The 21,353-nt window shown below is 35.7% G+C and carries 14 protein-coding genes and 1 pseudogene; 6 read left to right on the forward strand and 9 right to left on the reverse strand.

The features are described 5' to 3' along the window. Positions 1 to 33: 33 nt before the first annotated feature. A complete protein-coding gene (gene mqo / locus HMPREF2603_RS10250) occupies positions 34 to 1,521 on the forward strand; it encodes a malate dehydrogenase (quinone) (RefSeq protein WP_060804668.1) in 1,488 nt (495 codons plus the stop codon). Between the two features lie 317 nt (positions 1,522 to 1,838). On the opposite strand, the gene HMPREF2603_RS10255 is transcribed toward mqo, so the two are convergent. Beyond that, positions 1,839 to 2,423 (reverse strand): hydantoinase/oxoprolinase N-terminal domain-containing protein, encoded by a 585-nt coding sequence (locus tag HMPREF2603_RS10255; protein WP_060804667.1) that lies wholly within the window; start codon positions 2,421 to 2,423, stop codon positions 1,839 to 1,841. An 882-nt stretch (positions 2,424 to 3,305) separates the two neighbouring features. Between HMPREF2603_RS10255 and putP the strand changes: the two genes are divergently transcribed. After that, complete coding sequence (putP, locus tag HMPREF2603_RS10260; protein ID WP_002480104.1) at positions 3,306 to 4,850, forward strand: sodium/proline symporter PutP; 1,545 nt, start codon at positions 3,306 to 3,308, stop codon at positions 4,848 to 4,850. A 218-nt stretch (positions 4,851 to 5,068) separates the two neighbouring features. On the opposite strand, the gene mbcS is transcribed toward putP, so the two are convergent. Then, positions 5,069 to 6,652, reverse strand: a complete 1,584-nt coding sequence (gene mbcS / locus HMPREF2603_RS10265; protein WP_060804665.1) for an acyl-CoA synthetase MbcS — start codon at positions 6,650 to 6,652, stop codon at positions 5,069 to 5,071. A gap of 244 nt (positions 6,653 to 6,896) precedes the next feature. Here mbcS and HMPREF2603_RS10270 point away from each other — a divergent pair. Then, a pseudogene (locus HMPREF2603_RS10270) lies at positions 6,897 to 7,696 on the forward strand (sialate O-acetylesterase). 80 nt (positions 7,697 to 7,776) lie between these two features. Here the strand turns inward: HMPREF2603_RS10270 and nhaC are convergent. Continuing rightward, positions 7,777 to 9,273, reverse strand: a complete 1,497-nt coding sequence (gene nhaC, locus HMPREF2603_RS10275) for a Na+/H+ antiporter NhaC (protein WP_002480101.1) — start codon at positions 9,271 to 9,273, stop codon at positions 7,777 to 7,779. 632 nt (positions 9,274 to 9,905) lie between these two features. Between nhaC and HMPREF2603_RS10280 the strand changes: the two genes are divergently transcribed. Next, complete coding sequence (locus tag HMPREF2603_RS10280; RefSeq protein WP_060804663.1) at positions 9,906 to 10,619, forward strand: poly-gamma-glutamate hydrolase family protein; 714 nt, start codon at positions 9,906 to 9,908, stop codon at positions 10,617 to 10,619. Between the two features lie 82 nt (positions 10,620 to 10,701). Here the strand turns inward: HMPREF2603_RS10280 and HMPREF2603_RS10285 are convergent, their stop codons facing one another. The 6 genes from HMPREF2603_RS10285 to pgsB all read right to left on the reverse strand — a co-directional run bounded on the left by HMPREF2603_RS10285 (position 10,702) and on the right by pgsB (position 17,875). Then, positions 10,702 to 13,299: a YfhO family protein gene (locus HMPREF2603_RS10285; RefSeq protein ID WP_060804661.1), complete on the reverse strand. Its 2,598-nt coding sequence runs from the start codon at positions 13,297 to 13,299 to the stop codon at positions 10,702 to 10,704. A 127-nt stretch (positions 13,300 to 13,426) separates the two neighbouring features. Further along, positions 13,427 to 15,025: a gamma-glutamyltransferase gene (locus HMPREF2603_RS10290; RefSeq protein ID WP_060804659.1), complete on the reverse strand. Its 1,599-nt coding sequence runs from the start codon at positions 15,023 to 15,025 to the stop codon at positions 13,427 to 13,429. Further along, positions 15,012 to 15,188 (reverse strand): hypothetical protein, encoded by a 177-nt coding sequence (locus tag HMPREF2603_RS13455; protein WP_002480097.1) that lies wholly within the window; start codon positions 15,186 to 15,188, stop codon positions 15,012 to 15,014. Before HMPREF2603_RS13455 ends, HMPREF2603_RS10290 begins: the two co-directional genes overlap by 14 nt. After that, complete coding sequence (locus tag HMPREF2603_RS10295; RefSeq protein WP_060804657.1) at positions 15,178 to 16,248, reverse strand: CapA family protein; 1,071 nt, start codon at positions 16,246 to 16,248, stop codon at positions 15,178 to 15,180. Before HMPREF2603_RS10295 ends, HMPREF2603_RS13455 begins: the two co-directional genes overlap by 11 nt. Before the next feature lie 14 nt (positions 16,249 to 16,262). Continuing rightward, the gene (pgsC, locus tag HMPREF2603_RS10300; RefSeq protein WP_002480095.1) at positions 16,263 to 16,715 is read right to left on the reverse strand and encodes a poly-gamma-glutamate biosynthesis protein PgsC; all 453 of its coding nucleotides are present in this window, start codon (positions 16,713 to 16,715) and stop codon (positions 16,263 to 16,265) included. A 2-nt stretch (positions 16,716 to 16,717) separates the two neighbouring features. After that, complete coding sequence (gene pgsB / locus HMPREF2603_RS10305; RefSeq protein ID WP_002480094.1) at positions 16,718 to 17,875, reverse strand: poly-gamma-glutamate synthase PgsB; 1,158 nt, start codon at positions 17,873 to 17,875, stop codon at positions 16,718 to 16,720. A 603-nt stretch (positions 17,876 to 18,478) separates the two neighbouring features. Between pgsB and HMPREF2603_RS10310 the strand changes: the two genes are divergently transcribed. Then, positions 18,479 to 19,498 (forward strand): amidohydrolase family protein, encoded by a 1,020-nt coding sequence (locus tag HMPREF2603_RS10310; protein ID WP_060804655.1) that lies wholly within the window; start codon positions 18,479 to 18,481, stop codon positions 19,496 to 19,498. Positions 19,499 to 20,026: 528 nt separating this feature from the next. Further along, positions 20,027 to 21,220 carry a YSIRK-targeted surface antigen transcriptional regulator gene (locus HMPREF2603_RS10315; RefSeq protein ID WP_060804653.1) on the forward strand — a complete coding sequence of 398 codons (1,194 nt, stop codon included), beginning with the start codon at positions 20,027 to 20,029 and terminating at the stop codon, positions 21,218 to 21,220. The last annotated feature ends 133 nt before the right edge of the window (positions 21,221 to 21,353 follow it).

Consider the following 21,353-nt stretch of genomic DNA (forward strand, 5'->3'; position numbering starts at 1 on the left):
CCGGACATTTAATTTGAGGAAGGTGGTTAAGAAATGAGTCAAGCAGAATCAAAAAACGTTATTTTGATTGGTGCAGGGGTATTAAGCACCACTTTTGGTTCATTTTTAAAAGAAATTCAACCTGACTGGAACATCAAGTTATTTGAACGCTTAGATGGTCCTGGGTTGGAAAGTTCTTATGATACAAGTAATGCTGGCACTGGGCATGCAGCATTATGTGAGTTGAACTATACGGTTGAACAACCAGATGGTTCAATTGATGTGGAAAAAGCGAAAGAAATTAATGAACAGTTTGAGATTTCAAAACAGTTCTGGTCACATTTAGTGAAAACGAATGCGATTGAAAACCCACGTGAGTTCATCACGCCATTACCACACATCAGTTTCGTTCAAGGTATTAAAAACGTTCAATTCTTGAAGAAACGTTATGAAGCATTGAAAAATTTACCGATGTTCTCTGACATTGAGTACACTGAAGATCGTGATAAACTTGCGCAATGGATGCCTTTAATGATGGAAGGTCGTTCTCCACACTTAGCGATTGCGGCAAGTAAGATTGATAAAGGAACAGACGTTAACTTTGGTGAGTTAACACGTAAATTAGCTTCAAACTTAGAAACACATGATAATGCAGAACTTTTCTATCGTCACGAAGTAGTTGGCTTCCAACAACGTGCTGATAAGAAATGGGAAGTAGAAGTGCGTAACTTAGATACTGACAATGTTGAAACACATGTGGCAGACTATATCTTTATCGGTGCTGGTGGTGCCGCAATCCCATTACTTCAAAAAACACGTATTGAAGAAAGTAAAAACTTAGGCGGTTTCCCAATCAGTGGTGCATTCTTAGTATGTAACAAACCGGAAATCGTACAACAACACGATGCGAAAGTTTACGGTAAAGAGCCGCCAGGCACACCACCAATGACGGTACCACATTTAGACCGTCGTTATGTGCGTGGAAAAGAAAGTTTATTATTCGGACCATTCGCAGCAATCGGACCTAAATTCTTGAAACACGGTTCAAACTTAGACTTATTCCGTTCATTGAATCGTGATAACTTATTAACAATGGCAGCTGCTGGGGTTAAAAACTTATCACTTGTTAAATATTCAATCCAACAAATGTTGATGAAAAAAGAAGACCGTATGAAAGAATTACGTCGTTTCGTACCAGATGCGAAAGACGAAGATTGGGATTTACACATTGCAGGTAAACGTGTTCAAGTAATCAAAGATACACAAGAACATGGTCGCGGCTTTATCCAATTCGGTACAGAAGTCGTTCACTCTAAAGACCACACTGTAGTCGCAATGTTAGGTGAATCACCAGGGGCTTCAACTTCAGTATCAGTCGCATTAGAAATCATTGAACAAAACTTCCCTGACTACCTAGAACAATGGTCAGGCAAATTAAAAGAAATGATTCCATCTTATGGCGAATCATTAATTGAGGATACGAAGTTATTAAACAAAGTACGTAAAGCATCAGCGGATACTTTGAAATTAAATGAAAAATAAGCAATAACACAATAAAACAGTGCTTCCTTAAAGTAGGAGGTACTGCTTTTTTATACATAAGTATGGATTTCATAGTGGTATTGGATAGATAAGAGACAGACTGAGGTTTGTCTGAGGTGAGTAGAAGGGATGTCTAAAATTTCTTGGCAGCACATTGTTGGAATTGTGTAGATTCCAGTTGGAATAAGCATAAGAAAACCATATTTCATAACTGAGATGAAACATGGTTTTCCTATACCATTTATATATTTCATTTGATTAATACTCTAATAGAGTAAAGTAGATGTGTAGACTAAATAAGTTTCAAATGCTTTTGCTTAAGTTGTATGAAGGTATTCAATTGATTCAGTAGAATATGTGACAGTAAATTCTGGATGATATTTATTGATATAGTATTTTGTTGCGCGTTCATGATCATTATTTTGATAGCTGTGTAAAAATGAAATCACAATCGCTTCTACGCCTTCAGTTTTAAAGTTACGTATAATGTCTTCTACTTCATCGAAATCAAGACCATTAAGAATCTTGCCTTCATAGTTAATATGTTCTGAAACTTCTCTTCTTAAGTGACGTTGTATGAGAGGGATTGATTGTTGTAGCTTTGTGTTAAATAACTCTGGTTGAATGTCGCAAGTAGTTTTTAAAATTTTTTGGATACCTTCTGTAACAATGATGCCTGTTTTAACACGCTTATTTTTTGTTAATGCCTGAACAGCTGTTGCTGTATGATTGATAAACTCTCGGATGGCTTCTAAATGTAGTTGACTTTGGCTAAGTAGTTTAACTATATCTTGATCACAGTGCTTTAATGTGTCTCTTGTCTTTCCTAAAATTAAATCTCTGTTATTATTTGATGCGTCTGATTCTGTTCTGGTGTCGCCTATACTTTTGGCTGTGCGCATAATAATAATGCTCCTTTCAGTTTTAGAAGTTCATCTATTTTAGGTACTACAACACATGATACTGTCATAAAAGATGTTGAGTTACTTTTGAGATAGTAAGTAACCATCTATTACTGTGCAATGCTCAATGACAGTATTTGTGTAATCCGGTTATATATTACCACAGTGTAAAATATTTTCAATTAGAATTCTGAATATTACAATTACTTTAAGTTTGTTAAGGGTTGAAATGAGGGGGTTTTAGAAGGATAAATAAATTATATTAGAATTTGATTACAACTAGAAAACGCTGTCAAACGAAAAATTTTTGAAATTTTTTTTAGATTTCGCTGTAACCGTTGGTATTTAAGTGACGAACGCAGATAAAAAAATGTCTAAAATGGGCGAGAAAGTGGCTTTTTTGCCGACTTAAATTTGCGTAAAAATATCATTGTGTTAAGCTAAGAAACATCTTTGCTAAAAAGTTAAAAGCAATTTTTTGCAAGGGATAAAGGATTTCAGGTTAATATTTTAGTTAACTCAAATGTTCTTAATCTAAAAAGTAGGGTATATGAAAATATCTTAGTTAAAAAAAGCGGTATAAATACTATTTGATACAACGTTACATAAACAAAGGCATTTGCTTACGAAACTTGGGAGAATTGTTTTAGCTGCTTTTTTGAATAGGTTAAGTACTTCATTAGGGGTAAGTATGTGGGGACATACTTTTAGAAGTTGTGCGCAATGAGTTAATTAAAATAAGATTTCAGGGTGAATGGGGAGTTATTCAAAGTCATCTTGGCTTTGTAACTTTGATTTAGATTCTGAACCTTGTCATTGCTATGCCTAAGAACGATCCGTACATTTTATTCCAAATAATTTGAAAGGATGTTTATTTTAGACATGTTTACTTTAGGAGCAACACTGAGACAACAGGTACACCCAGACTGGCAAACGTATATCATGATTGCTTTGTATTTCTTAATCTTATTAGTCATCGGCTACTATGGTTATAAGAAAGCAACAGGAAATGTCAGTGAATACATGCTGGGCGGCCGTAGCATTGGGCCATACGTAACGGCACTCTCTGCAGGGGCATCCGACATGAGTGGTTGGATGATCATGGGACTACCCGGTGAGGTCTATACTACTGGACTTTCAGCTGCGTGGCTTGCGATTGGTTTAACACTTGGTGCATATATCAACTACTTCGTAGTAGCACCGAGATTACGTGTATATACAGAACAAGCTGGTGATGCAATTACGTTGCCAGACTTCTTCAAGAATCGTCTTGCTGACCATTCTAACTTGATTAAAATTATTTCAGGAGGCATTATCGTCGTATTCTTTACCTTATACACACATGCGGGTATGGTATCAGGCGGTAAACTCTTCGACAGTGCATTCGGATTGGATTATCGTTTAGGATTAATCTTAATTTCAGTTATCGTTATCGCGTATACATTCTTTGGTGGATACTTAGCAGTATCACTGACTGACTTCTTCCAAGGTGTGATTATGCTGATTGCGATGATTATGGTTCCGATTGTCGCATTACTTAAATTAAATGGATTAGACACATTCAATACAGTAACAGATTTAAAACCGACAAACTTAGATTTATTCAAAGGGACAACAATTGTCGGAATTATCTCATTCTTCGCATGGGGCTTAGGTTACTTCGGTCAACCTCATATCATCGTGCGTTTCATGAGTATTAAAACTGTTAAACAATTAAGAACAGCACGTCGTTTTGGTATCGGTTGGATGGCTGTCAGCTTAATTGGAGCAGTATTCGTGGGCTTAATCGGTATCGCGTTTATTCAAGATAAAGGCGTTGAATTAAAAGACCCAGAAACATTATTTATTTTAATGAGTCAAATTTTATTCCACCCATTAGTCGGCGGTTTCTTACTTGCTGCAATCTTGGCTGCGATTATGAGTACAATTTCTTCTCAATTACTTGTAACATCAAGTTCATTGACTGAAGACTTCTACAAATTAATCCGTGGTGAAGAAGCTGCGAAGAAACATCAAAAAGAATTCTTATTAGTAGGTCGTTTATCAGTATTAGTTGTTGCGATTATTTCTATCGCAATTGCTTGGTCACCAAACGACACAATTTTAAACCTAGTAGGTAATGCATGGGCAGGTTTCGGTGCCGCATTCGGTCCACTTGTTGTAATGTCACTTTACTGGAAAGGTTTAAGTCGTACAGGTGCTATCAGTGGTATGATCGCTGGTGCAGTTGTTGTAATTCTATGGATTGTCTTCGCAAAACCATTAGGTGAAACAAATGACTTCTTCAACTTATATGAAATCATCCCTGGTGTGATTGCCAGTGTGTTAGTAACAATCATTGTTTCTAAATTCACGAAGAAACCGGATATAGACGTTTCAGGTGATATTGACCGTGTTAAAGCGGTAGTTAAAAAAGAAATGAGCTAAGTTACTATCATGCTTTAACTAGGATATGAAAGAACACTAGTAATCTAATTGAATAGTAGAGAGATAGAGAAGCCTCTGAAGTGACACACAAGTCACTTCAGAGGCTTTATTTTTTGATTGCTATAACCCAGGAAATAAAAAGTATATTTTCTCTTTCCTTCATCCTTATAACATGAAAACATCCCCGCCGAATGACAGGGATGTAGGGTGTATTGCTTTTATTTTTTATTATATTTTTCGATTTCTGCTTCACGTAATTCAACACGACGGATTTTGCCTGAATTAGTTTTTGGTAATTCTTCAACGAATTCAATCGCACGTGGATATTTATAAGGTGCGACATCGTATTTGACATAATTTTGAAGTTCTTTCACTAAGTCATCACTTGGTTCATAGCCATCTTGTAAGATAATGAAAGCTTTTACGATATTACCACGTAATTCATGTGGGCTTGCGACCACTGCACATTCTTTAACTGCAGGGTGTTTCGTTAATGAATCTTCCACTTCGAATGGTCCGATTGTGTAACCAGAGCTGATAATGATATCGTCTTTACGGCCTTCGAACCAGAAGTAGCCATCTTCATCAACTTTAGCTAAGTCGCCTGACATGAAATAATTGCCGACGATACGTTCTTGTGTACGTTCAGGCTCTTTGAAGTAACCTTTGAACAATGCAGGTAAATCGACTGGAACAGCGATATTGCCGACTTCTCCGACTTCAGCTAAGTTACCTTCATCGTCAATAATAGTGACTTCACTGCCAGGGATAGCTTTACCCATAGAACCAGGTTTACCTTTAACATCTTTTAATAAACCGATCACTAAAGTACTTTCTGTTTGACCGTAACCGTCACGTACTGTGATATCGAAAGTATCTTGGAATTTCTCAACAACTTCTTGGTTTAAAGGTTCTCCGGCTGATACAGCGTCATGAAGATGAGATAGGTCATAACTACCTAAATCTTGGAGCTTGGCCATAATACGGTACTCAGTCGGCGTACAGCAAAGTACGTTGATTTTGTATTTTTCGAGTAATTCTAAATAGACTGTGCCGTTGAAGCGACCATTAAACACAAAGGCTGTTGCGCCGGATGTCATTGTAGATAGGAATGGACTCCATACCCATTTTTGCCAACCAGGTGCGGCAGTGGCCCATACAATGTCACCTTCACTGATGTTCAACCAATGTTTCGGTGCCATCTGCATATGTGCATAACCCCAGCCATGTGAGTGTACAACAGCTTTAGGATTGCCTGTTGTACCTGATGTATAAGGTAAGAAAGCGACGTCATCACGTTTTGTCGGTGTGATGTCTAATTCCTCACTCATTTCTTTTTTGCCTTCTTCGACATTAATCCAATCTTCTTTAGTATCCCCAATAATAAATTTTGTTAAGTCATCATATTCTTTTACGCCTTCAAATTCATCTGCCCCTGACGCAATAGACAAGACTGCATCGACTTCACCGTGTGTAATACGGTACTGCAAGTCTTTCGTTCTTAACATTTCAGATGCTGGGATTAAAGCGACACCTAATTTCAATGCCGCAATATAAACTTCATATGTTTCAATACTGCGTTCCATTTTAATGAGTAATATATCGCCTTTACGCAAACCATGTTGTTTAAATAAATTACCAATGCGATTTGCGCTGCGAATTAATTCATCATAAGTTACTTCTGTTGTTCCACCTGCATTATCTTCAAAGATGATCGCAACTTTTGATTTATCTTTTGCGTACTTCTCAATCTCAGAGACAATATTGAAATCTTCAGGTGCCACTAAATGGGGTTTATTCATTCTTTTACTCCTCCTAACACTAAAAGCACGTTCTGTTATTTTATTTTGAAAATAGAATACCACTCCATTCTATCAATCCTCAACTTATAAGATAAGCGAAGCGGTTTAAATTATTAAGGAAAACGTTTTCTTTTAAAAATTAATTCTACTTAAAGAATAGAAATACTTGTTATAATGAAACTGAATCAAACTATAGAAAGCAGGTATCATTATGAAATCCATTCTTTTATTGGGCCAATCCAATATGGCAGGCAGAGGCTTTCTAAATGAAGTTCCAGCCATTATTAATGAACATATCCATGTCTTAAGAAATGGCAGATGGCAAATGATGGGTGAACCGATTCACGCTGATAGACATTTAGCAGGTGTCGGTTTGGCGAGTGCGTTTGCGCAAGCTTGGTCAATCGACCATCCCAATGAATCTATCGGCTTAATCCCTTGTGCTGAAGGCGGCAGTGCTATTTCAGAATGGCAACCCGGAAGTGTACTCATGCGCCATGCACTTTCTGAAGCACGTTTTGCGCAAGAAACGAGTGAAATTATCGGTATCTTATGGCACCAAGGTGAAAACGACTGTAATCAGGATTTATATCAAGTGTATCAATCAAATTAAAAAATGTGATTGCACATGTCAGAAAGGAACTTGATCTGCCTCATGTACCTTTCATCATAGGTGGGTTAGATCATTTAACACATGCAGAAGGTTTCAGTCGTACTTTGACACAACATGCAGAAATCAACCATATTTTACAAACTATGCCGCAACAAGTGCCAGACACATACTTTGTCACTTCAAAAGGGTTAACAATGAATCCAGACGGTATTCATTTTAATGCACAATCATTAAGAAGATTCGGCTTGCGTTATTATGAAGTGTTTAAAACGTTAACGTCATTATACGAACCGTTAAAAGACGAAGCGACATGTGTTGAAGCCTTATATGAACGTCCGCTATCTAAAAATGAACAAATGCGTGTTGAATATGAAAAGTTAGCGACAGGTCAAATATCATTTGAAACGTTTAGCGAACGTCTTAAATCATAGAAAACAGAATGCACCCTCGTGTCATCAACACGAGGGTGTTAAACTATCTGTTATTAGATTTCTAAAAATTCAAATAATTTTTATGCTAAGTTCGTATCGTTAGGCAAAGTGGCTTTCTTTTTTCTAGCTTTCACACCTTCACGTTTATCTTTCGGCAACTTCACAATCTTATAACCTGTGTATGCGAAGATAATAGAAATGATTGGTACTAAGAAGTTTAAGAATGCGAATGGCGCATACTGCATTACGCCGACACCTAATGTTGATGCGATAAACACACCACATGTGTTCCATGGTACGAAGACAGAAGTCAGTGTACCGCCATCCTCTAACGCACGTGATAAGTTCTTAGGATGTAAACCTTTATCCGCAAAAGTTTGTGCATACATACGTCCTGGTACGATAATAGAAATATATTGTTCAGAACATGTGAAGTTTGTACCGATACAAGATAGAATCACTGATGTTAATAATGAACCTGTATTCTTTGCCCAACGTAAGATGATGCTAATGAGTGAATCTAACATACCTGAATATTCTAAGACACCACCGAATGTCATTGCGACGAGTGTCAGTGAAATTGTATAGAACATAGATTCTAAACCACCACGGTTAAATAACTCATCCACCATCTTATTGCCTGATTCCATTGTATAACCTGTTTGAAGTGCAGTCAGTGCTTCTGTTAAAGAACCGCCTTGTACAAAAATTTGTGCGAAGAATCCTAAGATAATACCAGCACAAATGGCAGGAATGGCAGGTACTTTAAACATTACTAATACAATAACAGCTAAAGGAATTAACAATAACCAAGGTGAAATTACAAATTCATTCTGCATCGTTGATAGAATTTTCTCAATATTTTTAGCGTCAAAATTACGATTACCATACTGCATCCCAATAATAAAGAATGCGATGAGTGAAATCACAAGTGCTGGGATTGTTGTATAAGTCATATGTTTAATATGTTCGAATAAATCTACTTTCGTTAATCCTGATGCTAAGTTTGTTGTATCAGAGAGCGGACTCATTTTATCTCCAAAATATGAGCCTGAGATGACAGCGCCTGCTACCATACCTGGGTTGATTCCCATACTCATTCCAATCCCCATTGAAGCAACCCCCACAGTTGCCATGGTAGACCAAGAACTTCCGATTGCTAATGCGACAATACCACACAGTAAGACGACTACTGCTAAGAAGAAACGTGGATCAATCAACTGTAGACCATAATAAATCATTGTCGCAACGACACCGCTGCCAATCCATGATCCGATAATCAATCCGACTAAAATAATGATGACAATCGCAGGTAATGCATGTCTGATCCCCTTATACATCATCTGCTCGACATCGTCGAACTTATAGCCATGCAACATTGTAACCCCGATAGCCACTGCTGTCCCAATCATCAGTGGAATATGTGGTTCTTTCTTTAATACTGCGACTGTAAATAACATGACCGCTATCATTAACCCCAATGTAAATAATGACGGCCAAATTCCTATGGCTTTTGGTTTCTTTTCATTTTGTGCTTGTTGTTCTACGTTTTGCCCATTTTTCTCTTCTCCTTGCATATATAAACCAGCCCCTTTTTATATCTTTAGTGTCATAATACATAAAAATGAAATCGCTTTCAACAAACAATTGACAGACAAAATGTTCAAATTCACCCTCTTTTTGTCTTTTCTGAAAATACAATGTCATTTCAGAAAGTGCTACAAAGTAAGTCATACCAACTGTTTTGATAATTCTGATAACTTAAATTACACATTCATTTTACCGATAATTTAAGTATCGAAAAAAATTAAAAAAATTTAAAATGCAGTTGCGAAATCGTCGATTAACGCAGCAGCATTTTAATGAAGTGAATCACAGGAGATATGTCATTAGTTATTACTACCCCTAAATTATAAATTTAAAGCAAATTGCATAAAAATGTAGGATAAAATGTTAAGGTTAAACTAGCTTGAGAAAATTAACTGTGTTAAAAAAGCCATGCTAAATTTTATTTTGATCAATTGCTTTACCGGATTTAATATTTAATTAAGATTATAATGTTTTCACAAAAATATGATTAAATTATTTCAAGAAGGTTACACTGTTACTAAAGGGATTAATAAGTATGGATAAGCTTAAAGCGGAAATTAAGTGAACTTAGGAAAGGAGATAATTATATAGAAAGAACTTTAAAAAGAGGTGTTGTAGAATGAGAAAGATAAAGAATCCGATATTGATTTCAGCGAGTGTGGTTTCTATAGCTATGGTTAGTTTGTTGACATTATCTCCAGTAACGTTCAGTGCTTCAGATAAATATCAATCGATGACGCAACTGCAACAAGCTACACAAGAGGGTAAAGATTGGACAATCAAAACAAGCAAGGGTACAAATGATACACTGATTGTTGCACCACATGGCGGTGGTATTGAACCAGGCACAAGTGAAATCGCATATGAAATTGCGAATAAAAATAATGCGAGTTACTACACATTTAAAGGTATTCGTCCAATAAATAATAAAGAACTGCATGTCACATCCGAAAATTATGATGAACCTAAAGCACAAGCCATGGTTCATGAGTCGAAAAAGACAGTGACTATTCATAAAACAGCACGTTCTGGTAATGATATCTATGTAGGAGGACGAGATGATGCTTTACGTGAACGCATCGCTACGTCGTTAAGATCAGAAGGTTTTGATGTCACAGAAGCCACAGGTAATATCGCAGGGCGTAATTTAAATAATATTACGAATCAAAACCAACAAAAAGCTGGGGTACAAATTGAGTTGAATAATCAATTTGCGAACCAATTCTTTAAAAATAGCGATGCGTCTCGTCCAAGCCGTGAAAATCCAGCGAATTGGACAGACCGTATGTCTGCATTCACTGACAGTATTAATAGCGCTTTGAATGAGTCTTAAAAAGTTAATGAATATGTATAAAGAAGCAGCGGCACCTTTTAAGCCGCTGCTTCTTTGGTGAATCATTTGATATTAAATGAAGTTATTTAGTTTTATGACGAACAAACCAAGTAAAGCCGATAGCCAGAATCAGTCCAATACCACTAAGGATTAATAATGGATAAAGATAAGGTGGTGTATAAGAAAGCTGAATGTGTTTTTGACCTTTTTTAACAGGAATGACTGTTTCAATACCATTACCTTTTTTCACTTCTGCTTCTTTACCATCAATTGTCGCATGCATACCTTTTTCATAAGGTGTCGGGATGACTAAATAACCATGATCTTGTGGTTGTTTTGTAAAGGTATAGCCGTGAGATGTAGGTTTGATTTTGACACGGTCAACTGAACGTGATGCAGTTTTCAACGCTTGATAATCTTCACCGTAGACACCTTTAAGTTTATAACGGTAATTGCCTTTAGGTAAGTTTAATCGCACTTTATCATCGGCTTTGATACGAATAGTTAATGGATTAACCACACGACGATAAGAGTAACCGAGTGAACTGCGGTTTTGCGTGAATTCATTTAGTTTAACTCGGTGTGGTTTATCTGGTGACTGTAGCTCGAGTTCAATTTCAAAATATAAATCTTTATATTTATCAGTCATTGATTTTGGAAGGGTATAATCAATGCCGCCATTTTTCTCTTTAACTTTTAAGGTTTTGTCTGTTTTATTCCAGCGTGCATCATCAGCTTCTTCCTGGATTTGGTCTTTATAGTTGATGTTATGTTCTGTTTTGTGAGTCGCTGGTGTAGCGTCATCTAGGACGACACCTTTTAACATCGCATGTTCTTTCTCAATTGGTGTTTTTAATTTTTTATTATCATAGACTTTATCTGTGATGTGAGTAGCAGGGTAATCAATCGTTGATGATGAATGTTCGTATTTATTTTTCTTTCCTTTAATTGTAGATTGCGGTTCAAAACCATAAGGGCGGTTGTGGTCGATTGGGTTTTTGAAGCGGTCTTGTACGTTCCACAATGCCATTAAGTTAGCGCGATTACCTAAAAAGCGATAGTTACTATTTTTATCAATCGGCTGTGCAATCTGCATTGTTTTATCATAGTAATTTAAAATATCTCCATTAAACAGACTAGAGTATAGTGCGATTCCTCTAAAGCCATAAATTAAAGGCGAATTTTGTGCAGGGAATGAGAGATATTCAATACGACTGAATGGATCTTTCTCTCGCTGCAACTGATCAAATTTATGTTGCAGTTTAGCATTGTTGTAATTGTCTTCTTTCATAGAAGCAATCGGACGTTCATAAATAGACATATGTGTATCATGATAATTTTGTATCATTACCAATTGTTGAATGAATACCAGTAAAACAATTGCGATGTAGGTGGCTTTTCGCTTCAACAAGTGTGGTTGATACAAACAGATAAATAGGAAAATCATTAATACCAGTGTGACCCACATCCATGTATTATTACCGTCGTATTGTGTATACATATATAGCATGACAACGACACAGCCAAGGGCTGTGTATAGGTATTGCTTGATAGATACTTCAGAAAGATGAAGTAAGAATAATGCAATCAAGACACTGGATGAAAGTCCTAAAATGTACACCCATCTGCGTGCAGGCAATGAAAAGCCATTAAAGAAACTATCGAAATAAGGGGTTAGTGACCCTATCAGCATAATCCAAGTTAAAATCGCAAATAAGCGATAGAAATAATGCTTATATAATCTAAACGCAAATAAGGCGATGAATGTCAGTGTTGAAATTGTGATGTAAAAGCCGTCAGAAAACATATGATATTTTTCTTTGAAATCAATGAGTAATGAAAGTGTTAAGTTCGGATTGATTTGACGGTCATTAGCCATAACTGCTGAAACACCTGTATAAAAACCGAGACTTGCAATCATTAAACTGAGTACTGCCGCAATAATTAAAAGATAAAGCTTCTGTACACGTTGGACAATGTCTTTATGGTATGGCCAAATAATGCGATATAAAGTATAAAAGCTTAGAATAATAAACTCATAATAACTGAAGTAGAAATTAGAGAATAACGTGACCGCAATCGCAAAGATAAATAAACCGATTTTGCGCGCTTGAAAGAAACGTTCTAAGCCTAATAACGATAACGGCAACAAGATTAGTACGTCACCATAAAATGACCAGGTAAAGTTAAAGTAAATCGTCACTACAGAAATTGCATACATTAACGTTGCGAGTATGACGAAGAAACGATTGGAATTAAGGTATCTAAAGAAATAGATACTTGTTAAGACTGTGAATACTACACGAATATAACTCAAGAAAATCTGGTTGGCAGCCCAAAATTGTATACTGTGCGCAGGCAGATTAAAGAGTTGTTCACCAATATATACGATACCGAAGTATAGCAGTAATAAAGGTGACGTAGCGTAGTAATAAGATAAGCCTTTTGTATAATCTCCGCCTAAGCCGAATGAAACATCATAAAAGCTTCTGAAGTGTGTGTATTGATGATATAAATACTTTTGGAAAGGGACTAACTGTGAAAACCCATCGCCTTTACTAATAAACGCAATGCCTTTTGCCGCATTCATAAAGAAAGGAATAAAGACTAGTGTAGTTAGTGCAATACTCAAGAGTAAAATCAATAGAAAACGTTTGAGCATGGGATGATCGCGTCGCATTATGTTCAGCCTCCTTTAGTAAATAGATTTTTAAAGAAATGAGGACTGAGATAACTTTTATGTCGTCATCTCAGTCCCTTGTTTGTGATGGGTTTAACTTTACAATTGATACAGCAATAAATTCACACTATCTTACTTCAACATCATGTCCTGTTTCTGTTTTCTTGTCTTTCTTGAAGTAAGTTGCACCTTGGAAACTGCCGAAGTTTGGATTGTCTGCGCTGTTTTTAGGATTGTAACCTAAGTCTTTAATCGTCTTAAGGTCTTGGTCGCTCATGCCGTCTTCATAATAGACATCTTTGCCGTCATTATAGAAGCGCGGCTTATCAATTGTTTCTTGAAGTGAATCTTTACCGCGTAAGTAATTAGATAAGTTTTCTTGCATAAGAGTCGGTACTTTATTACCACCTGGTGTACCGCCGCCGAAGTAATAATCTTTACCAACCACAATGGTAGGTGAGATGAATGAACGCGGTGATTTATGTTTGTCACCGTGGTTATCACTATCTGGTGAATCTGAGAAACGTTTTAAAGCATTGTTCATAAAGAAACCTTGCTTCGTATAAGCGCCAGAACCGAAGAAGTTGTTGAGTGTGTTTGTTGAGCTTGTCATGCGGCCTTGTTTATCAACAACTACAAAGTGTGAACCAGCTGTATTCACTTGTCCTTGTAAACCGAATTGATTTTTAATGTTCTTGTACTTTTCAGCACGTTTTAATAAATAATGATCTCCTGTATGTTTAGTGTCATTTTTTGCTTGATCATTGATTAAATATCTATTTTTAAAGTTTACATTTCTTGCTTCGATAACACTTTCAATAAAGTCATTTCGTTTTTCTTCACCTAAGTTACCATTGATAGACTGATCAATTTTCAGACCTTGAAGTGTCAACATACCGCTGGTCGGGTTAGGTGACGTATAGACTTGGTTATTCAGATAGTTAGTTGAAAGTGGTTGTTTCGTTTGTGTTTTATAGTCAGTGAAATCTTTCTCGCTTAAATGACTCCCGCTTTGTTTAGCAATGCTTGGTCCTTGTGTTTTATAGAAATAATCTGGACCGTGATCTCTGATCCCCTTTAATGTTTTAGCTAAAGCTTCTTGTTTAACGACGTCGCCATTTTGTACGACTTGGTCTTCCTTTTTAAAGAAAGGTGAGTTGTTATCTAAGTTCCCACTATATTTAGAAAGGAGTTTTGCAAGGTCAGTGTTGACTTGGAATCCATCCTCAGCAAGTGGAATAACATAGTTTAAGATTTTCTTTTCACTCATATGACCTTCTTTTTCGTGCATGTCATGCATACCTTGAACAAAACCAGGTACACCGACTTCGTCGCCTTTTTGATAGTTATAGCCAGAAACTGTGTTGTAGTCATAGACAGTAGGTTTGGACCCCTTTTTTCCATCATACGTCAATGACGTACCTTCACCGCCGAGTCCTGCAGCGTAAGGTTCAGTAACTGCTAAAGTATAAGCAACACCGTAAGCTGCGTCGGCTGAGTTTCCGCCTTCTTGAATAATTTTATTTCCGACAGCTCTCGCAATTTTATTGTTCGTTGCGACACCGTATTTCTTTTTAGCGTCTTTATGATTTTGAGAGGCTAATTTATTTTCATAAAGTTCATCTTTATCGACTTGGTCTTCTTTATTTACAAAGTAGAAGATAGTAGATACCAGCAATGTGATGATAAATATAACTGTCAGTACCTTTTTACTATAAATGTTCATGGAAGGTATGACCTCCATTGAAAGACACGTGTTTTTCAGTTTTTAAATCATGTTTTTCATATTTATCTAAAGGTTCATTCGCATTGCTGAGAATAATCATTAAGAAAATGCTGGCGATGATCAATACAATAGCCGCATATAATAAGTAATTCTTAATTTTCATAATAGTAGCCTCCTTTAGTATCTTTAAGTTTGATGGATGGGTGAGAAATACGATTTTTTAGTTTTGTTTTTTCTATGACGTTCATATTATCTTTGGTGATTTTATCTCCAGAAGTCTTAATCGGTGTAATCATGAAGTCACTGCGATTTCCATCCCATGATTGTTGAACCGCTAAGCCTTTTTTATTCTCAGATAAGAAATCATCTGAAGTGACATTACCTAAACTGTAGAAGATTGGTGTATTTTGATGTTCTTCAATTTTTTGAATCACTGTATTATGGCCTAAGACCACATCAGCACCTGCTTCTGCTAGGGCGTGACCGTAAGTCTTCTGACGGCTTGTGACATGTGGTTCATCTGGAATACCCCAGTCTACATTGACAACAACCATGTCATTTTCTTCTTTAAGTTTTTTAACTAATGGAACAAAGATTTTCGGATCTAAAGCGATAGATGTTGTGGCTTTATTCGCATTCGTATATTTTGAGTTGATGTCTGTAAATGACACAGTCGCAATTTTCTTACCATGAATCGTCTTATGAGATACTTTACTGTTTAATGGGTTTGAACCATTACCGGTTAAAAAGTTATAACCGTATTTTTGATTGGCTTGTTTTTCAATTTGTTTCATGTCTGCGAGGTCTACTGCGTTGTTGGTCAAATTAAGATTCGTAAAGCCAAGTGATTTCATAAATGCGATATTATCTAAGTTCTTTTTGACGTTCTTAGATGAATTTTTAGATACGCGATTGATATTCAAGCTGGTTGAAGCATAATCACTTTCTTTAATGATGCTGTGAATGGGGTCGAACATATCATCTAAGTCACTTTGTCTGATGTATTTATTCAAATTGACATTACCAAAGTAAGCTAAGTGAATATCATCTTTATGTTTAGCGAAGACATCGACCTTATGTGTTTTAGCAGTGGCCATGAGCGTTATGAGTAGTATCAGCGCAACGATAGACACAACTAACATGTATTTAGAATTATGCTTCTTTTGATTTTTGGATTTCTTTAAAATCCAATTCTCTATATTGAAACGTTGCTTGTTAGCCATACTCTAACTCCTTCTTATTTGATAAAGCTATATGCGAATAACACGACGTACGTGATACAAGTCAGCAGCATACATGAAGCTAACGTAGTGATTGTACCTTGTTTTTGAATGGTATTCGCGATAATGCCTGGAATGACAATACCGATACCGGATATCTGCACGACCTCAAAGGGGGTCAGTGGATATATCAAGTCAAAAACGAATTTTATAATCATGCCGGTTAAAATCATTGCGGCGAACTTTCTACGTCCATAAAGTAAAGCAACTTTACTAATACCGTGTGCCACAATGAAGTATGTCAGACAGCTGATAATCAGTACTGACAGCAACATAATAGGTTGATCAAATATTAAAGCTAAATAACCAGGTACTACGAGCCCTGCAGGATTGATACCGAATTTCTCAGCGAATATCAAGCTGAGTACGATACCTACAAATAATGAGAAATACAGCTCTGAACCTACCAAAATTAATCCATCCCTTCTAATAAATTCACGACTTTCTTGCCGTTACCATGAATATTACCGACACAAAAAACTAGTGCCGATTTGGATTCCTCATAGATTGCTTGTTCTACTTCTTCGAAAGGTCTTCCTTCAAAGTTCAAGTATTTTTTATCTGGTTGAGATTTCATGACTTCTGTCACAAGCTGCGTACTCTTGCCGACACAAATCAACGTGTCGAAGTCTACGTCAGTAATGAAATCTTCAGCAAAGAGTTTTGTTCTATCTAAACGGTCACCACGACAATTCAAAATAATGACTTTCTTTTCATAGGGATATTTGTAGTCGATTACTTTTTGGAGAATCGCTTTAGATGACTGAGGTTCGTTTGCGGCGAAGGCATTAACGAAGATGTTCTTAGTATCGTTCTTATGATAGTAGTGTATATGTACTGCGCCACTATCAGGCGGTGCGTTCAACATACCTTCAATTGCGACATCTGGATTGGCGCCGATTGCTTTTGCGACACCCATCGCAATCGCGACATTGTCAGGGAAGACGATATAGTCGAATTTTCGAAGTAAATCTTCTTCAACTTTATCTCTGTCCACGACAATCGTTTCAGTGTTGCGTTTATCTGCGACTTTCTTAAAGAAGTCTGTGTAATCGTCTTTCATGATGACAAGTTTTCCGTTATAAGGAATTGTTGCGGTAAATGCTTCTGCCACTTCATCTAATGTCGGGCCTAAAGTTTCCATATGGTCTTCCATGACATTGACAATGACACCCACATTCGCCTTTAACAGCTTTTCTTGAAAGACGATTTGATAGTCTGGATTGACGGCCATACATTCATTAACGATGGCTTTACCTTTGTTGTCGATAACATTCTGCAAAATATCCTTTTGCTCTCCGATGTTCGGACCTTGAGGTTTACGAACGACTGGATACTCTTCTTCATCAAACCAATACAGCATTCGGGCATCAGTTCCTGTTGTTTTACCAATAACTTGGTAGTTATCTTCTCGTAAGATGCCGTAGATTAATCGAGTAATGGTGGACTTACCGCGAATACCGTTAATGTTGATACGTATCGGGATCTGTTTGATACGTTTTCTATGTACATGCATTTCACGAATGCCAAGTACTAAAATCAATGCGGAAAATATGATTACTAATAACAAAATTTTCACCTCGTTTTTTTATCCCCGAACAGATTAACATATCAAATATTAAAAAAATCTAATTTTACTAAAATGTAAGAATGTTTATTATTTGTTAGAAAAATATAATAGATTTTAGTTAAAACCTATCAATTAGCATTAAATAATTAAAATGTCATAATATACAGGCAAATGTGACAATTTTATAACAGGCACTATAAAAACTCAGGAAAAAGTTGATAGGTCTCACTTTATAAAGGTCTCCATTATTGTTTAACAACGGTAATATTTGTAATCTATGTAATATTCTTAATTATTACCATTAAAATCTAAAAAATAGTTTATATGTATCAATTTATAATTACACGAAAACGGAACTATTTTAAATGTATCAAGCTTAATGTGGCGATGTATGGTATAGAAAATTTTGTAAGTTGGAGATGGCATTTACTATTGAAAATGGAAAGTTTATGAAAATTAACTACTATGTTAAGTAAGATAATCTTATGGGAATTTATTTTGAGACAGACCAGCTTAGAATCAACTATCGAAAAGCTTATCGCATATATGTAAGGTAACTCGGGAAAAGATTATTAACGATATAGAAGAGAGAAGGAAGAAAAAATGGAAACAATTTTGGTTGAAGAACACTATATACTGACAGATGTACAAGAAAAGGTGAGGAATTTAGTTTCGAAAGATCCTAAAGGTGTTCCGTTAGAAACAATGCTTTCAGCTTTAGAAGAAAAGACTGACTTTCATGGTGAAGATGATCTAGACCAACATAAAACGCGTATGAAATTTATGAATGACAATAACGTACGTATGCAGGTTTTATCTTATGGTAAAGAAGCACCTTCACTCTTAATAGGACAGGCAGGAATTGAATTATGTCAGTTATGTAATGATGTGTTAGGAGAGTATGTGGACTTACGTCCGACACGTTTTCAAGGCTTGGCGGTATTGCCGATTAATGAACCAGAAGCAGCAGCACAAGAATTAAGAAGAAGTGTAAAAGAACTAGGACTTAAAGGTGCGTTGATTGCAGGAAGAGGAGATGACGGTACGTTCTTGGATCATCCGAAGTATGAGGGGATATTTGAAGCGGCTGCAGAATTAAACGTACCTATTTACTTACATCCAGCACCGATTAAATCAGAGGTCTACCAAGCTTATTATAATAGCTCAAGCTATGATGACGTCACTGCATCAATATTTGCGTCATTTGGCTATGGCTGGCATATGGAGACAGGGATTCATGCGGTAAGATTAGTACTTTCAGGATTATTAGACCGTTATCCGAATCTACAAATCATCCTCGGCCATTGGGGAGAATTTGTGCCGTTCTTCTTAGAACGTATGGATCAAACAATCATATCAGAGCATTTAAAACAACCTATCAGTACGTATTTTAAAAATAACTTCTACATCACGCCGAGTGGGATGTTATCGAGACCTCAATTTGAAATGATACGTCACTATTTCGGTATTGATCGTATCTTATATGCATCGGATTACCCGTATATAAAACCAGAGGGATTAACGACATTCTTAGATGAATTGAATCTCACACCAACAGAACAAGCTAAAATTGCTTATCAAAATGCGGAACGTTTATTTAACATTGATACAGAGCAAGATTAAATAAACTGCATTATGTTATATAATGCAAAAATAAGTACAATAAGTTTGAACATTTGATGAAAAGATCAGATAAAGCTGATTTAGTTTGACGTGAAACATTCAGGTATTTAATGTCTTTGAAATAAAGTATACTTGACAAATCAAGTATAATAAAAAAGCGTTTGAATTTACGTAAATAATGACATCTATATTTCGTAAAGATATAAGTAGAGCCTCTATTTCTGACAGGCTCTACTTTTTATGTTCGTCTATAATAATTTAAAGTTATACTTATTTGTTTTAATCAAATAATTTAAGATTAATGATAAACATATTTAATATTTAGAAAGGTTATTGATAATTTAAGGAAAACGTTTGCTTGCGATAAGGTTGTAATGACAGTATTGTTAAAATACAACTTGTGAGCGATTGTATGTTTTAAACATACAATGTTTTATAATATGTACAATTAAATATTTCGATTTGCTATTATGATATTAATGTGAGGCAAGAGAAACTTCGTAACAACTAGGAGGTCTTTGATTAGAAATGAAAGAAAAAGCAATATTAAAATCGCTTCATGTATGTTTAGGTATCAATGTTAAAGCATACGATTCTAATCTGAATGAGATACAGGAGTATACATCGAAGAAAATGATAAGCCCGCAATATAACGAACTAGATCTTATTAAATCTGTTGAAGATGAAAAGAAAAGGCATAATTACTATATTTTAACAGGTGCCATGAATGAAGTATTTCTACTTCATAACTTTGAGGACAAGCATTATCTGTTTGGTCCGTTTAATGTCCATTGTTTACCACCGGACGACTTCTTTACACACTTTTTAAAACAACAAAACATCAGCATTAAATTTAAAAAGGCAATCAATGATTATGCACCAGAAATAAAGCTCTATTCTCTAGAAGACATTAGAGACATTATTAAATTAGTGCACTATCTTTTTACATTAGATCGTCAATCAGACCCGACTTTTGAGCCTATACATAGCTATGTAGAAAAGTTGCAGAAAATGTTAGACGACGCTGGGTTAGAGAAATTATTTTTTATTGAAAATGAAAACGAAAAGAATAAATTAAAGTATGAAAAGCAAGTGATGGATTTAGTTAGACAAGGTTCTATAACAAAGTTGAAGAAATCTCTATCAGATTTGGAAGGAGGAATCATGCCAACAAGTAAAAGAGATTCTATTCGTAGCGAGAAGAATTATTCGATTATCGTTTTTGAAAAATTATCACAACTCGCAATAGAATCAGGCATGGATGTATTAGAAGCAACCCGCACGAGAGACCAAATGATTATTGACAATGAAGCCGCTAAAAACTTTTCGGAAATTATGAAAGTCAGAAATGGCGCTATCGTATTTTTCACTCAAAAAATAGGTGAAATCGTGGATGAAGAGCTCTCCCCATTTTTATCTTCAATTCTCAACTATATCAACCAGAATCTTTACAATGAAATCACGATAGAGTCGATTGCTAAAGAATTTAACATTAGCCAAACGACCTTAAATTTAAACTTTAAAAATGAACTTGGTATGACAGTTAAAAAGTATATTACTAAGTCAAAACTAGAAGATGCTAAAAAGTTATTAGATCGTAACTTAAGCATCAGTGAAATCTCCCAAATGTTAGGTTATGCAGATTCTTCTCATTTCTGTAAGAAATTTAAAAAAGAATTTGAAATGACACCTACACAGTACAGAAGAAACAAAAAAGTATAATATCACAAAAATATGTAAAGTGATAAGTACCCTTTCTATTATTTAATACAATATTTTAATACTCTAATTAAATATAATCACATTAAGCCGTCTGATTTGTTATTGTTTCCTACTCATTTTGTGAGTCCCCAGG

This window comes from Staphylococcus sp. HMSC055C03 (assembly GCF_001809385.1).
Classification (GTDB): Bacteria; Bacillota; Bacilli; order Staphylococcales; family Staphylococcaceae; genus Staphylococcus; species Staphylococcus simulans.